Raw genomic sequence first — 15,499 nt, forward strand, 5'->3', positions numbered from 1 at the left:
CGCGAAACGCGTGAACCGGTCAGGGGCGATCGCCGAACGCCTCCCGCTGCGGCTTCTTCAGCCGGTCCCACCAGGCGCGCGTGATGACCGCCTCGATCCGTTCGCGATCGGCGCTGCCGAAGCGGACGAGCACTGCCGGCCAGCCGCGATAATGGTCGGTCTCCCAGAACGTGTCCGGGTCCGTCTCCATCAGCAGCTCCTTTTCGGGAAGCGGCGACGCAATCGCGAAGCTGCCAACTTCCCGTCCCGGATAGACGAAGGCCTTGCCGTTCACCTTGACCGCCGGCTTGCCATAGCTGGTCGACAGCTCGGTATCCCGCAGCGCCAGCGCAAAGGCGACGACTTCGTCCCAATCCCTCACTTCAACGCCGCCGCCACGTCGGCCGAGAATTTGGCGATGTCGAACGGCGCGCCCGCCGGGTCCTCCCCGCGTCTTACGATGACGAGCCGCTTCGACGGGATCACCATGATGTACTGGCCGCGATTGCCCTGCGCCGCGTAGCTGCCTTCGGGCAGCCCCTGCTTCGGCCCGAACAGCCAAAGCGTCGCGCCATAGCCCTCGCCTTTCTCGGGCTGCGGACCGGACGGCGTGGTCATGTATTTCACCCAGCCTTCCGGCAGGATGCGCTCACCGTTCCACACGCCGTCGTTCAGCCAAAGCAGGCCAAGTCGGGCGAGATCGCGCGCGGTCGACCAGACCTGGGAGGAAAGGATGAAATTGCCCGCCCAGTCGGTCTCCGCGACAGTGTGGGTCATGCTGATCTTGTCGAACAGCTCGGCGCGCGGAAAGGCGTGATAACGGGCGTCGTCATTCAGCGCGGCGCGCAGCGAACGGACGGCAAGCAGGATATCATTGTTGGCATAGCGAAAGCGCGTGCCGGGCATCGCCTCCAGCGGCCAATGCGTCGCATCCTGCGTGACCGTCGTCGTGCCGGTATAGATCTCGTCGGTGCGATTGCCGGCCGTATCGCTATGCAATCCGCTTGCCATCCGAAGCAGATTGTCGAGCGTGATGCCGAAGCGCGGGTCTGAGAGCGCCGGCCCCCATTCCGGAACACGCGCCGGCTTCGCCGGGTCGAGCAGTCCCTGCTTGACCGCGATGCCGATCAACGTGCCCGAAATGCTTTTCGCGGCGGACCAGGTGCGATTGGAAACCTCTGGCCCGAAGCCTTCGGCATAGCGCTCGGCAACGATCTTGCCGTTCCGCACGACCACGACGCCCACAGTGCGCGTGCCCTTGCCATAGGTGTCGCCGAACGCCCCCGCGACGGGAGCGGCGGCAGCACCCAGTTTGGATGCGATGCCGAGGTCTCCCGTCGGCCAAGCACGCGCCGGCCCCGTTGGCGGGGATGTCGGCACTGCGTAGAACGGCGCGGGCACGGAGGCGATCGCCATGGTCGTGCAGCCAGTACCGGCATGCCATTCCGCCCGGCGGGGCGGGAGCTTGGCGTCGAAGCTGACGCTCACTGCCCGCACCTTCGCATCGACCGTCGCAGGCAACGTCGGCACAATCTTGTCGTATTCCGGATAGATGCCGGTCAGCTCCAGCGCCTCGACCTGCGCCTGAGTGCGGCCGGCTTTGAAGATCGCGGAGCAGAGGACGCCGGCCTTGTATCCGGCGGCGAGCGCGCGCTGGTAGGTCGTGGGTTCGGCGGCTTGCGCCGGCGTCGCCAAGCACAACAGTGCCCCGGCGAAGGCCGGGGCCCATGCTCGTAAGCTGGTTGGACCCCGGCCTTCGCCGGGGAGCGGCTTACCCGTTCTTCCCACGCCGCAGCTCCTCCCAATAGGCGAGCCGTTCGGCGATGCGCTTTTCGAAGCCGCGGTCGGTGGGTTCGTAATAGGCTTGCGGCGCCATGCCCTCCGGCCAGTAATTGTCGCCCGAAAAGCCCTCGTCGGTATCATGGTCGTAGGCATATCCCTTGCCATAGCCGAGCTGCTTCATCAGCCGCGTCGGCGCATTGACGATGTTCATCGGCGGCATCAGCGAGCCGGTCTCCTTCGCGCTGCGCCACGCCCCCTTCTGCGCTTTGTAAGTCGCGTTCGATTTGGGCGCCGTCGCGAGGTAGAGGCAGGCCTGCACGATCGCGAGTTCGCCTTCCGGCGAGCCGAGGAAATCGTAGCAGTCCTTGGCGGCGAGGCATTGCACCAGCGCCTGCGGATCGGCGAGCCCGATGTCCTCGACGGCGGCGCGCGTCAGGCGGCGGAGCACGTAGAGCGGCTCCTCCCCCGCCACCAGCATCCGCGCGAGATAGTAGAGCGCGGCCTGCGGGTCCGAGCCGCGGATGCTTTTGTGGAGCGCGGAGATGAGGTTGTAATGCCCCTCCCGGTCCTTGTCGTACACCGCCACGCGCCGGTGCAGCAGCGCCGACAGCCCGGCGGGATCGAGCGGTTCCGGCAGCTCGACCGAGAAGAGCGTCTCCGCCTGATTGAGCAGGAAACGCCCGTCGCCGTCGGCGCTCGCGACCAGGGCGTCCCGCGCATCGGGCGTCAGCGGCAAGGGCCGGCCTTCGACGGCCTCAGCGCGGTCGAGCAGCGTACACAGCGCCTTGGCGTCCAGCCGATGCAGGATCAGCACCTGCGCGCGGGAGAGGAGCGCGGCGTTCAGCTCGAAGCTGGGGTTCTCCGTGGTGGCGCCGACAAGGGTGACGGTGCCATCTTCGACATAGGGCAGGAAGCCGTCCTGCTGGGCGCGGTTGAAGCGATGGATTTCGTCCACGAACAACAGCGTCCGCTGGCCAACGGCGGCATGCTCGCGCGCGGCTGCGAAGACCTTCTTGAGGTCCGCGACGCCGGAGAACACGGCCGAAATCGCCTCGAACCGCAGGCCGACCGCGTCGGCGAGCAGCCGCGCGATCGTCGTCTTGCCGGTGCCCGGCGGACCCCAGAGGATCATCGACGATAGCCGCCCCGCCGCGACCATTCGCCCGATCGCGCCTTCCGGCCCGGTCAGATGCTCCTGCCCCACGACATCCCCGAGCAGTGCAGGGCGGAGGCGGTCGGCGAGGGGGGCCGTTTCGGCGGGATCGGGCGCGAACAGGTTGTCCATCTCGTGGAAATATAAGGGCAAGGTGCGGTCCTGTGCGAGGCCTTGCTATCAATCCTTTCACGATATATCTTGACCGCGTCTAGATACAGAGAGAGTGAGTCGAAATGTTTTTTGCTTATGGCGGACGCGGCTGCGGGCCGCGGCATGGCGGGTGGCGGCGCGGACCGTTCGAGGTGCGCTGGGAAATGCATGGCGGGCACGGCGAAGGCCGTGGGCGGCGCCGGCGCATGTTCGACGGGGACGAGCTGAAGCTGATCCTGCTGAAGCTGATCGCCGACCAGCCGCGCCACGGCTACGACCTGATCCGCGATATCGAGGAGCGCACTCACGGCGTCTATGCACCCAGCGCCGGGATCGTCTATCCGACCCTCACCCTCCTCGACGAGATGGGCCATATCGAGGCGGTCTCGGAAGGATCGCGCAAGCAATATGCGGCGACGGACGCCGGGCGCACCTACCTCGCCGAGCGCGAGGAGGAAGTCTCCGCGCTGTTCGAGCGCCTGGAGGCGATGGGCGAGGAACGCTCTCGCGTCGATCGCGCGCCGATCCGCCGCGCGACCGCGAACCTGTTCAGCGTGCTTCAGCACCGGCTGTCGCGCGACGACGTGACCAGCGACACGCTGCACGACGTCGCCGCGATCATCGACGAAGCGGCGCGCAAGATTGAGCGGCTGTAAAATCGAGAGGGCGGGTCAGTCCGACTCGCCCTGCCCGTAATTCCCGCCGTCGCCGGTGATCGCGCGAGAGCTGTCCACGCGCTGCTGTGCTTCGTCGATCAGGCGATTGCTTTCCGCGATATTGTTCTTGAGCTGCTGCTGGCCCCGCTCAACCGCGCCGTGGCCGTCATTGTCCAACGTCATTCAAAAACCTGATCCGGATCAATCCCGCTCCCGGTAAACCCGGGTATGCTCTAACGGGTTCCAACGATATGCGACGAAGTGGCGGAACCGAAAGACCAATTTTGGGAACCGTTCATTATAATTCTGACTGGCGCGCCCATATGGCCGTGCTATCAAGACGCACGGCCGGGGGGCCGTGACGATAAGCGTTTCAGGGCGGGGGGACATTTTGGGAGCCGTCCTTGAATATTCATTCTACGCGCGATTTCACGGATCGTCGCCAGCTCGTCAGCGCGCTTCGCAGCCTGCGCCGCGGCGACTTCTCCGTTCGTCTCCCTGAAGACGATCCCGAGTTCGACAGCGAGATCGCGACCTTGTTCAACGAGGTCGTCGCGCTCAACCAGGACATGGCGCACGAGTTCGAGCGGCTGTCGCTGGTGGTCGGCAAGGAAGGCAAGATCACCCAGCGCGGGCGGCTGAAGAACGCGACCGGCGATTGGGAATCGTCGATCCGATCGGTCAACGACCTGATCGAGGACATGGTGCAGCCGACTGCCGAGGTCAGCCGCGTCATCGGCGCCGTTGCGAAGGGCGACCTGTCGCAGGCGATGGCGGTCGAGATCGACGGGCGCCCGCTGCGCGGCGAATTCCTGCGCATCGGCAAGGTCGTGAACACGATGGTGGAGCAGCTCGCCTCGTTCGCGTCCGAAGTGACGCGCGTGGCGCGCGAAGTCGGCACCGAGGGCAAGCTGGGCGGCCAGGCGCAGGTGCGCGGCGTCGCCGGCACCTGGAAGGACCTGACCGACAACGTCAACGCGATGGCGACCAACCTGACGGGTCAGGTCCGCAACATCGCCGAAGTGACGACCGCGGTGGCCTCGGGCGACTTGTCCAAGAAGATCACCGTCGACGTGAAGGGCGAAATCCTCGAGCTGAAAAACACCATCAACACCATGGTGGACCAGCTCAACTCGTTCGCCTCGGAAGTGACCCGCGTTGCCCGCGAAGTCGGCACCGAAGGCAAGCTGGGCGGTCAGGCCCGCGTGGAAGGCGTCGGCGGCACCTGGAAGGACTTGACCGACAACGTCAACCTGATGGCCGACAACCTGACCGGCCAGGTCCGCAACATCGCCGAAGTGACCACCGCGGTGGCCTCTGGCGACTTGTCCAAGAAGATCACCGTCGACGTGAAGGGCGAAATCCTTGAGCTGAAGGACACCATCAATACGATGGTGGACCAGCTCAACTCGTTCGCTTCGGAAGTGACGCGCGTGGCCCGCGAGGTCGGCACGGAAGGCAAGCTCGGCGGTCAGGCGCAGGTGCCGGGCGTCGGCGGCACCTGGAAGGATCTCACGGACAACGTGAACCTGATGGCCGACAACCTGACCGGCCAGGTCCGCAACATCGCCGAAGTGACCACCGCCGTGGCCTTGGGCGATCTGTCCAAGAAGATCACCGTCGACGTGAAGGGCGAAATCCTGGAGCTGAAAAACACCATCAACGTCATGGTGGACCAGCTGAACGGCTTCGCTTCGGAAGTGACGCGCGTCGCGCGCGAAGTCGGCACCGAAGGCAAGCTCGGCGGCCAGGCGCAGGTGCCGGGCGTCGCGGGCACCTGGAAGGACCTGACCGACAACGTCAACCTGATGGCCGCGAACCTGACCGGCCAGGTCCGCAACATCGCCGAAGTGACCACCGCCGTGGCGCGCGGTGACTTGTCGAAGAAGATTACGGTGGAAGTGCGCGGCGAAATCCTCGCGCTGAAAGACACCATCAACGTCATGGTGGACCAGCTCAACGGCTTCGCCTCCGAAGTGACGCGCGTGGCGCGCGAAGTGGGCTCGGAAGGCAAATTGGGCGGTCAGGCGCAGGTGGAAGGCGTGGCCGGCACCTGGAAGGACTTGACCGACAACGTGAACCTAATGGCCGGCAACCTGACCGGCCAGGTCCGCAACATCGCCGAAGTGACCACCGCCGTGGCCCGCGGCGACTTGTCGAAGAAGATCACCGTCGACGTGAAGGGCGAAATCCTGGAGCTGAAGAACACCATCAACGTCATGGTGGACCAGCTCAACTCCTTCGCGTCAGAGGTTACCCGCGTCGCCCGCGAAGTGGGCTCGGAAGGCAAGCTCGGCGGTCAGGCGCAGGTGGAAGGCGTCGGCGGCACCTGGAAGGACTTGACCGACAATGTGAACGCGATGGCCGCGAACCTGACCGGCCAGGTGCGCAACATCGCCGAAGTGACGACCGCGGTGGCCTTGGGCGATCTGTCCAAGAAGATCACCGTCGACGTGAAGGGCGAAATCCTCGAGCTCAAAAACACCATCAACACGATGGTGGACCAGTTGAACTCCTTTGCATCGGAAGTGACGCGCGTGGCCCGCGAGGTCGGCACCGAGGGCAAGCTGGGCGGTCAGGCGCAGGTGCGCGGCGTCGCCGGCACCTGGAAGGATTTGACCGACAACGTGAACTTGATGGCCGACAATCTGACCGGCCAGGTCCGCAACATCGCCGACGTGACGACCGCGGTGGCAAGGGGCGACCTTTCCAAGAAGATCACCGTGGACGTGAAGGGCGAAATCCTTGAGCTGAAGAACACCATCAACGTCATGGTGGACCAGCTCAACGCCTTCGCCTCCGAAGTGACCCGCGTGGCCCGCGAGGTCGGCACCGACGGTAAGCTCGGCGGCCAGGCCAACGTGCCGGGCGTCGGCGGCACCTGGAAGGACCTGACCGACAACGTCAACCTGATGGCGAACAACCTGACCAACCAGGTGCGCGGCATCGCCGACGTCGTGACCGCGGTGGCCCAGGGCAATCTCCGCCGCAAGCTGACGCTCGACGCGAAGGGCGAGATCGCCGCGCTCGCCGAGACGATCAACTTCATGATCGAGACGCTGTCGACCTTCGGCGACCAGGTGACCAACATGGCCCGCGAGGTGGGCATCGAAGGCCGCCTCGGCGGTCAGGCCCGCGTGCCGGGCGCCGCCGGCCTGTGGCGCGACTTGACCGACAACGTGAACCAGCTCGCCGCCAACCTGACCAACCAGGTGCGCTCGATCGCCGACGTGGCGACCGCCGTGACCAAGGGCGACCTGACGCGCTCGATCGCCGTCGAAGCGTCGGGCGAAATGGCCGCGCTGAAGGACACGATCAACGAGATGATCCGCAACCTCAAGGAACAGACCTTGAAGAATGCGGAGCAGGATTGGCTCAAGACCAACCTCGCCCGGTTCAGCCGCATGCTGCAGGGCGAGCGCGACCTGACCACGGTTTCGAACCTGATCATGTCGGAGCTCGCGCCGCTGGTGAACGCGCAATACGGCGTGTTCTACGTCACGCAGCGCGACGACGAGCAGACCCATCTGGAGCTTGCCGCCAGCTATGGCGCCGAAAGCCATTCCGAGCTAAAAGAGAAATTCGGCCTGCGCGAAGGGCTGATCGGCCAGGCGGCTGCCGACAAGCGGCCGATCGTGCTGAAGGACGTGCCGCCCGATTTCATCCGGATCGGCTCCGGCCTCGGTCACGCCAAGCCGTCCACCGTAGCGGTTTTGCCGGCGCTGTTCGAAGACGATGTGAAGGCGGTGATCGAGCTCGCCTCGTTCGGCGAGTTCAACGAGACCCACCAGAGCTTCCTCGACCAGCTGATGGAATCGGTCGGCATCGTGCTCAACACGATTGCGGCGACGATGCGCACCGAGGGCCTGCTCAAGCAGTCGCAGCTTCTCACACAGGAGCTGCAGGCGCGTCAGACCGAGCTCACCACCAAGCAGGAAGAGCTGCACGCCACCAACGAGGAGCTGCAGGAAAAGGCCCAGCTTCTCGAAAACGAGAAGAAGCAGGTCGAAGCGAAGAATATCGAGATCGAGATGGCGCGCCGCGCCGTCGAGGAGAAGGCCGAGCAGCTCGCCCTCACCTCCAAGTACAAGTCCGAATTCCTTGCCAACATGAGCCACGAGCTGCGCACGCCGCTCAACTCGCTGCTGATCCTGTCGAAGCTGCTGGCCGACAACCCGCAGGGCAACCTCAACGAGAAGCAGACCGAGTTCGCGCGTACGATCAACTCGGCGGGCTCCGACCTTCTGAGCCTCATCAACGACATTCTCGACTTGTCGAAGATCGAGTCGGGCACGGTGTCGATCGAGGTCGGCGACATGCCGATGTCGACGATGAAGCAGCATATGGAGCGCACGTTCCGTCAGCTCGCGACCGACAAGGGCCTGCGCTTCGACGTCGAGTTCGACCCGAGCCTGCCGCCCGCCATCCGCACCGACGAGAAGCGGTTGCAGCAGGTCGTGCTCAACCTGCTCTCCAACGCCTTCAAGTTCACCGCGCATGGCGGCGTGACCCTCTCGGTCAAGCCGGCGACGCAGGGCTGGAGCACCAACCATCCGGTGCTGCGCCATGCCGAGCGGGCGATCGCGATCGCGGTGACGGACACCGGCATCGGCATCCCGGAGGACAAGCAGAAGCTGATCTTCGAGGCGTTCCAGCAGGCCGACGGCACCACCAGCCGCAAGTACGGCGGCACCGGCCTCGGCCTCTCGATCAGCCGCGAAATCGCGCGGCTGCTGGGCGGCGAGCTGCAGGTCCAGTCGAAGCCGGGCGAAGGCTCGACCTTCACGCTGTTCGTGCCGATCGAATCCGGTTCGATCGCCAGCACCGCCGAAGGCACGCCGGCCCGCTACGAGAACAGCGGCGCGGCCGTCCCGACGGCGCTTCCGGTCACCACCGAAGTGGTCGACGATCGCGAGAATCTCGGCACCGATCCGTTCGTGCTGATCGTGGAGGACGACGTGACTTTCGCGTCGATCCTGCTCGATCTCGCGCGCGAGGCGGGGCTGAAGGGCGTGGTGTCGACCGCGGGCGCCGGCACCCTTGCGCTGGCGCGCAAGCTCCAGCCGGATGCGATCACGCTCGATCTCGGCCTGTCCGACATCGACGGGTTCGTGCTGCTCGACCTGATCAAGCACGACCCGCAGACGCGGCATCTGCCGATCCACGTGATCTCCGGCGCGACCGACGCCAAGGACGTATCGCGCATGGGCGCGTTCAGCGTGACCGAGAAGCCCGCCGATCGCGAGCATCTGGTCGAGGTGTTCCGCTCGATCGCCGAGCACATCAACCGTGCCGAGCGGCGCGTGCTGATCGTCGGCGGCGCCGCTGGCGACCGCAAGATGATCGGCCATGCGATCGCCGATCCGCTGGTCGAGGTGGCAACGGCCTCCACGCTGGCCCGCGCGCAGGAGCAGCATGAGATCGACCAGTTCGACTTGGTCATCCTTGCCGGCGCCGAGTCCGGCGCCGCGGCGCGGGAACTGACGGCGTTGGCGAACTTGCGGCCGCCGGTGCTGATCGTCAGCAGAGGCGACGAAAGCCCGGCGGTGCGCAGCACGATGGCAAAGCTCGCCGCCAAGCGCGACGTGCCCATCGTCCACAGTCTCGAGGCTCTGCCCGGCGCGATCGGCCCGGCATTGCGTCGCGGCAAGCGAAACGTGTCTGGCAAGGAAGCGCCGGCACCGCGCCGCGCAGCGCCGGAGCTCGCCGATACGAAGATCCTGATCGTCGACGACGACATCCGGAACATCTTCTCGCTGACCAGCGTGCTGGAAAGCTTCGGCGCCGAGGTGCTGCATGCCGAACGCGGCCGCGACGGCATTCGTATCCTGGAGGAAACTCCGGGCATCGATATCGCGTTGATCGACATCATGATGCCGGAAATGGACGGGTACGAGACGATGCAGCAGATCCGCGAGCGTGCGGCCTTGGCCGATCTGCCGCTGGTCGCGGTCACCGCGAAGGCGATGAAGGGCGACAGGCAGAAGTGCCTCGATGCCGGTGCATCGGACTATATCGCGAAGCCGGTGGACATCGACCTGCTGCTGGCGCTGCTGCGCGTGTGGATCGACCGTGCGCGCGGCCGGTCGGGCCTGATCGCCGAGCCGATCACCCGGTCCGCGGCCGAGTAAGCCTTGGCGACCCAGCAGGCCATTGTGATGGACTTGTCCCCCGCCGATCAGCCGCGCTTGCGTCCGGTGCCGACCGATCCGGACCGCGCGCGGGTGCTCGTCGTCGACGATGACGAGCGCAACCTGCTTGCGATCCGGACGGTGCTGGAAGACGTTGCCGACATCGTCGAGGCGCGGTCGGGCGAAGAAGCGCTGCGCCATGTGTTGAAGGACGAGTTCGCGGTCATCCTGCTCGACGTCTACATGCCCGGCATGGACGGTTACGAAGTCGCGCAGATCGTCCGCGGCCGCGAACAGTCGAAGCGCATCCCCATCGTCTTCCTGTCGGCGGTCAACAAGGAGAACGAGCACCTGATCCGCGGCTATTCGATGGGCGCGGTCGACTATGTGTTCAAGCCGGTCGAGCCGGTCGTGCTGCGTTCCAAGGTCGCGGTGTTCGTCGATCTCTACCGGATGCGGCGCGAGATCCAGCGCAAGGCGCTGGAGCAGGAGGAATTGCTCGAAGCGAACCTCAAGACCACCGCCGAGCTTATCCGGGCCGAACAGGAACTGCGGATCGCCGAGCAGCGGCAGGCGGCGATCATCAATTCGCTGCCGATCGTGCTTTATCTGGAGCCGCTCGACCGCAGCCCCCGCTGGCCGGACTTCATCAGCGGCGACCTTGCAGCCATCACGGGCTACTCGATCGAGCAGGTGGCCGAGAAGCCCGCGATCTGGGAAGAACGGCTGCACCCGGACGACAAGGAAGGCGTGCTCGCGGCCCTCGCCACGCGGCGGGAGACGGGCGGCTTCTCGATCGAATATCGCTGGCAGGCGAGCAACGGCGAATACCGGCACTTCCTCGACCAGGCGGTGCTGCTGCCGAGCGAGGACGGCGGCCCGGGCGAGTTCGCCGGCACGCTGCTCGACGTGACCGAGCGGAAGGCGCTGGAGCAGCAATTGCTTCAGGCGCACAAGATGGATGCGATCGGCAAGCTCACCGGCGGCATCGCGCACGATTTCAATAACCTGCTGGCGGCCGTGCTTGGCGGCATCGGCCTGATCGAGCGGCGGCTGGAGCTCGCCGACGAGCAGAAGAAGATCCTCGGCATGACGCGCCATGCGGCCGAACAGGGCACGGAGCTGGTCCGTCGCCTGCTCGCCTTCGCGCGCCGGCAAAAGCTGCAGCCGGCGGCGATCGGCCTCAAGGACCTGTCGGCGCGGCTGAACGATCTGCTCGCGCACACGCTCGGCGGACTGGTCGAGATCCGCTGGGACGGCATGGACAAGGGCTGGAACGCCTTTGCCGACGAAACCCAGCTCGAGCTCGCGCTGATGAACCTCGTCATCAATGCGCGCGACGCCATGCCCGAGGGCGGCACGATCACCATCTCGGCCGCCAATCGCCAGGCGAAGGACGCCGCTGCGCTGTCGCTGGCGCCCGGCGACTATGTGGCATTGTCGGTCACCGACACCGGCGAAGGCATCGCGCCCGCAATGCTCGAACAGGTGATGGAGCCGTTCTTCACCACCAAGCCGGTCGGCAAGGGCACGGGCCTCGGGCTGTCGATGGTCTACGGCTTTGCGCGCCAGTCCGGCGGCGCCGTCGTGATCGAGAGCGAGGTCGGGCGCGGAACGGTGGTCACCATCTGGTTGCCGCGCGCGCCGGGCGAAACCGCCGTCCTTCCCTTGGCGGCGCGCGATGCGACGGCCCAGCAGACGAGCCGCCCGCTGAAGGTCCTGCTGGTCGACGATCACGAAGGCGTGCGGGCGATGACCGCCGCGATGCTGTCCGAGCTTGGACACGAGGTCAGCGCCGCGCGCGACGGCAACACCGTGGTGCGCCGGCTGAAGTCCGGCGAGCGCGACTGGGATCTGCTTATCACCGATTATGCGATGCCCACGATCTCGGGCTCGGAACTGCTGCGCAAGGCCCGCGAGCATGCGCCCGGCCTGCCGGGGCTGCTGATTACCGGCTATGCCGACCCGGATTCGATCGGCAACCGCCCCGAGGATGTGCGGGTGCTCGTCAAGCCGTTCACGATCGAGCAGCTTCGTGCCGCGATCGGGCAATGCGTCGAGCCGGCGCGCTAGTCGGCTGATCCCCGCGCGTTCTTGCGCACGATCGCGATGATGATGATCAGGAACGCGGCCAGCCGGATCAGGTAGAGCGGGCTGCGCTCCTCGACCGGAATCGCGGACAGCGTGAGCAGGCCCTGGTTCAGTCCCAGCAGCGCGAACGCGGCGGCGAAGGCGGCGAACAGTCCGTCGCCGGTGCGCCGCCAGAAGCGCGCGAAGAACAGCCCGGCAACGAAGAAACCGAGCGTGATCGCGCCGCTCAGGAACGCGTTGAGCTCGTTGGTCACGCCTCGTCCCCTCGCCAGATGAAGCCGAACAGCAAGACGCCGATCGCCGAGAGCGAGGCCAACAGCCGGTAAAGGCCAAGGTCGATATCGGCGAAGACCAGCAGGTCCAGGATCACGATCAGGTTGTTGAGCGCCAGCAGCCCGAAGCAGAGCGCGCTCCAGAACAGCAGGTTTCCGCGCACGCGCAGATAGCTGCGCATCAGCAGCCATGCGCAGGTCGCGCTGGTGACGAAACACAGCAGATAGACTGCCGTCGGAAACCACTCGTTCGGTGCGCTCATTCCCCCGGTTTCCTTCGAAAGCGAAACGCGTCCGCGAAGCTCGCGATCGAGTCCGACTTGCCGCCCACGATCAATCGGCGAACCGTTGCCGGCCGCGCCGCATAAAGCGCGACCACTTCCCGCACCGACTCGTCCAAAGCAGGCGAGGCCGGCGCGTAGCGGGTGCGCCCTTCTTCATCCACCGACGCCAGGTCGGCCGCGACCAGATCGGCCGTGCTGCGCGTCAGAACCTGCTCGCTCGCCCGCAGCTCCTCGATCAGCTCGGCACGCGTCCAGCGATGCTCCGGCCGCTGCCGCAGCGCGAGCAATAACTCCAATGACCAGATGGAGCCGAAGGCCGATCGGATGAATCGATCCACGATATTTCGACTGCCAGCGCCGGCGCGGATTCGTCAACACTCGCGCGTCCCGTATGATCGCATAATCCCGTTAAATTAACGCAGGTTAGGGAAAGTGGCCGGCTCGTTTTGAGTCGGTTTCGCAGGCGGAACTTTGCCGAAAAACCGGGGTTTACCGGCAGAGCAAAGAAGATCGCTGTGCGATAGAAGCCGGCGGCGGGAGGAAAGCGGTTGCGCAAGAAATTGCGGACCTTCGTTATTGCGTGGCTGGCGGGTACGGCCGCGATCGGAGCTCAGGCGCAGCCGGACGACGGCCAGTGGACCATGCCGGCGAAGGACTATGCGAGCACGCGCTTCAGCGGGCTCGACCAGATCAATCGCGCCAATGTCGGCCGGCTGAAACTTTCCTTCACATTCTCGACCGGCATCGTGAAGGGTCATGAAGCCGCGCCTCTGGTGGTGGGCTCGACGATGTACGTCGTCACGCCTTTCCCCAACTACGTCTATGCGCTCGACCTTTCGCAGGACGGCGCGCCGGTCAAATGGAAGTACGACCCGAAGCCCGCCGCGGCGGCGCAGGGCGTGGCCTGCTGCGACGTCGTCAATCGCGGCGTGTTCTACGACAATGGCCGCATCTTCCTGAACACGCTGGACGGCTACACGATCGCGATCGACGCCGGATCGGGCAAGGAAATCTGGCGCACCAAGCTCGGCGACATCAACAAGGGCGAGACGGTGACGATGGCGCCGCTGGTCGCCGACGGCAAAGTGCTGGTCGGCAGCTCGGGCGGCGAGATGGGCGTGCGCGGCTGGCTGGCGGCGCTCGACGCGGGCTCGGGCAAAGTCGCCTGGCGCGCCTATTCGACCGGTCCGGACAAGGAGGTGCTGATCGGCCCGAGCTTCCACCCCTTCTATGCGATGGACCGCGGGCAGGATCTGGGCGTGAAATCCTGGCCGGCCGAGGCCTGGAAGATCGGCGGCGGCAATCCCTGGGGCTGGATCAGCTACGACCCGCAGCTGAAGATGATCTATTACGGCACCGGCAATCCGGGCCCGTGGAACCCGGACCAGCGGCCGGGCGACAACAAATGGACGGCCGGCATCTTCGCGCGCGACATCTCCACGGGGCAAGCGCGCTGGTTCTACCAGTTCTCGCCCCACGACCTGTTCGATCATGACGCGATCAACGAGCAGATCCTGATCGACATGAAAGTGAACGGCCGGCTCCGTCACGTCCTGATGCGGGCGGAGCGCAACGGCTTTTTCTACGTGATGGATCGCGAGACCGGCGAGGTCATCGCCGCCACGCCCTATGGCTATATCAACGGCTATAAAGGCATCGACGGCAAGACGGGCCGGCTGATCCCCAACCCCGAAAAAGAACCGCACCAGGGCAAGGTCGTGCGCGGCATCTGCCCCGCGGCGCCGGGCATGAAGGACTGGAACCCCGCCGCCTGGTCGCCCCGCACCAAGCTCGTCTACATCCCGCACATCAACCTGTGCATGGACGTGGGCGCGATGCAGGCGAACTATATCGCCGGCACGCCCTATGTCGGCGCCGACGTGAAGATGTATGCCGGGCCGGGCGGCAATCGCGGCGTCTTTACCGCCTGGGACCCCGGCGCGCGCAAGGCGGTGTGGGAGATCAAGGAAGACCTGCCGCTGTGGAGCGGCGCGCTCGTCACTGCCGGGGACGTGGTTTTCTACGGAACGATGGAAGGCTGGTTCAAGGCGGTCGACGCCACGAACGGCAAGCTGCTCTGGCAGTTCAAGACCGGCTCCGGGATCATCGGCCAGCCGATCAGCTATCGCGGCCCCGACGGCAAGCAGCACATCGCGGTGCTGTCCGGCGTCGGCGGCTGGGCCGGTGCGGTCGTCGCCGGCGGCCTCGATCCGCGCGATCCGACCGCGGCGCTAGGCTTCGCGGCGGCGACGCAAGACCTGCCCGGCAAAACCACAGGCGGAGGCATGCTCTATGACTTCGTCCTTCCCTAAAGATCCTCCCCGGCACGGGGAGGGGGACCATGCGCAGCATGGTGGAGGGGGCCCTGTCACCTGCACCATCGTCGGGGCCCCCTCCACCACGCGCTGGCGCGCGCGGTCCCCCTCCCCGTCCCGGGGAGGATCGATGGTTCTTGCTCTCGCCCTCCTCGCCGGCTGCGACCGGGAAGCGCGGGAGACGCGCGGCCAGCCGCTGCCCGAGACGCGATCAGTCGCGCAAACATCCGATCTGTATCCCGGCGCGGGTGCGGGTGGCCCGGAAGACCCGCGCGCGAAGATGTACGAAGGCAACGCCAGCGCGGTCAGCGAAGGCGGCCGGCTCTATATGCAGATGAACTGCGTCGGCTGCCACGCCAATGGCGGCGGCGGCATGGGCCCGCCGCTGATGGACGACAAATGGCGCTATGGCGGCCGCATGGAGCAGATCGTCGCCACGATCGACCAGGGCCGTCCGAACGGCATGCCGAGCTGGCGCGGCAAGCTGACCGACCAGCAGATGTGGCAGATCGCCGCCTATGTCCGCTCGCTCTCGGCCAATGTTCCCAAGGACGCCGCGCCGAGCCGGAACGACACCATGTCGACGACCTACCCGCCGACGCTCGCCAAGCCGGAGAAGCCGACCAACGCCGACCCGTCTGCCGTGCAGGTGCCGGCGCAATGAGGCTCAGCCCAAACCGGCT

12 protein-coding genes are annotated in these 15,499 nt (G+C 66.0%); 5 read left to right on the forward strand and 7 right to left on the reverse strand.

Annotation, left to right across the window (positions count from 1 at the left end; translation table 11 throughout):
- Positions 1–19 precede the first annotated feature (19 nt).
- The 3 genes from ACFSCW_RS11690 to ACFSCW_RS11700 all read right to left on the reverse strand — a co-directional run bounded on the left by ACFSCW_RS11690 (position 20) and on the right by ACFSCW_RS11700 (position 3,046).
- The gene (locus tag ACFSCW_RS11690; protein ID WP_380889374.1) at positions 20–361 is read right to left on the reverse strand and encodes an MmcQ/YjbR family DNA-binding protein; all 342 of its coding nucleotides are present in this window, start codon (positions 359–361) and stop codon (positions 20–22) included.
- A complete protein-coding gene (locus ACFSCW_RS11695) occupies positions 358–1,674 on the reverse strand; it encodes a serine hydrolase domain-containing protein (RefSeq protein WP_380889376.1) in 1,317 nt (438 codons plus the stop codon). Before ACFSCW_RS11695 ends, ACFSCW_RS11690 begins: the two co-directional genes overlap by 4 nt.
- A 76-nt stretch (positions 1,675–1,750) precedes the next feature.
- Positions 1,751–3,046, reverse strand: coding sequence for a replication-associated recombination protein A (locus ACFSCW_RS11700; RefSeq protein ID WP_380889377.1), 1,296 nt, complete (start codon positions 3,044–3,046; stop codon positions 1,751–1,753).
- 104 nt (positions 3,047–3,150) lie between these two features.
- Here ACFSCW_RS11700 and ACFSCW_RS11705 point away from each other — a divergent pair, with 104 nt between their 5' ends.
- Positions 3,151–3,723, forward strand: a complete 573-nt coding sequence (locus ACFSCW_RS11705; protein ID WP_380889378.1) for a PadR family transcriptional regulator — start codon at positions 3,151–3,153, stop codon at positions 3,721–3,723.
- Between the two features lie 15 nt (positions 3,724–3,738).
- Here ACFSCW_RS11705 and ACFSCW_RS11710 read toward each other — a convergent pair whose 3' ends face one another.
- On the reverse strand, positions 3,739–3,906 hold the full coding sequence (locus ACFSCW_RS11710; protein ID WP_380889380.1) for a hypothetical protein: 168 nt from the start codon (positions 3,904–3,906) through the stop codon (positions 3,739–3,741).
- A 221-nt stretch (positions 3,907–4,127) separates the two neighbouring features.
- Between ACFSCW_RS11710 and ACFSCW_RS11715 the strand changes: the two genes are divergently transcribed.
- Together ACFSCW_RS11715 and ACFSCW_RS11720 are read left to right on the forward strand one after the other, a co-directional pair.
- The gene (locus ACFSCW_RS11715) at positions 4,128–9,854 is read left to right on the forward strand and encodes a HAMP domain-containing protein (RefSeq protein WP_380889381.1); all 5,727 of its coding nucleotides are present in this window, start codon (positions 4,128–4,130) and stop codon (positions 9,852–9,854) included.
- A gap of 27 nt (positions 9,855–9,881) precedes the next feature.
- Positions 9,882–11,927, forward strand: coding sequence for a response regulator (locus tag ACFSCW_RS11720; protein ID WP_380889383.1), 2,046 nt, complete (start codon positions 9,882–9,884; stop codon positions 11,925–11,927).
- Here the strand turns inward: ACFSCW_RS11720 and ACFSCW_RS11725 are convergent.
- Genes ACFSCW_RS11725 through ACFSCW_RS11735 form a run of 3 tightly spaced genes read right to left on the reverse strand, consistent with a single transcriptional unit; the run spans position 11,924 to position 12,839 of the window.
- A complete protein-coding gene (locus ACFSCW_RS11725) occupies positions 11,924–12,199 on the reverse strand; it encodes a DUF5985 family protein (RefSeq protein ID WP_380889385.1) in 276 nt (91 codons plus the stop codon). The two genes, ACFSCW_RS11720 and ACFSCW_RS11725, sit on opposite strands and share 4 nt — an antisense overlap.
- Positions 12,196–12,480, reverse strand: a complete 285-nt coding sequence (locus ACFSCW_RS11730; RefSeq protein WP_380889387.1) for a DUF5985 family protein — start codon at positions 12,478–12,480, stop codon at positions 12,196–12,198. The genes ACFSCW_RS11725 and ACFSCW_RS11730 overlap by 4 nt, the downstream gene beginning before the upstream one ends.
- Entirely contained in the window at positions 12,477–12,839 is a 363-nt protein-coding gene (locus ACFSCW_RS11735; protein WP_380889388.1) for a hypothetical protein, read from the reverse strand. Before ACFSCW_RS11735 ends, ACFSCW_RS11730 begins: the two co-directional genes overlap by 4 nt.
- A gap of 210 nt (positions 12,840–13,049) precedes the next feature.
- On the opposite strand from ACFSCW_RS11735, the gene ACFSCW_RS11740 reads away from it, so the two are divergent.
- Positions 13,050–14,813: a methanol/ethanol family PQQ-dependent dehydrogenase gene (locus ACFSCW_RS11740; RefSeq protein WP_380889390.1), complete on the forward strand. Its 1,764-nt coding sequence runs from the start codon at positions 13,050–13,052 to the stop codon at positions 14,811–14,813.
- A 133-nt stretch (positions 14,814–14,946) separates the two neighbouring features.
- Positions 14,947–15,480 (forward strand): c-type cytochrome, encoded by a 534-nt coding sequence (locus ACFSCW_RS11745; protein WP_380889392.1) that lies wholly within the window; start codon positions 14,947–14,949, stop codon positions 15,478–15,480.
- The last annotated feature ends 19 nt before the right edge of the window (positions 15,481–15,499 follow it).

It is taken from the genome of Sphingomonas tabacisoli (assembly GCF_042678385.1).
In the GTDB taxonomy this organism is placed as follows: domain Bacteria; phylum Pseudomonadota; class Alphaproteobacteria; order Sphingomonadales; family Sphingomonadaceae; genus Sphingomonas_B; species Sphingomonas_B tabacisoli.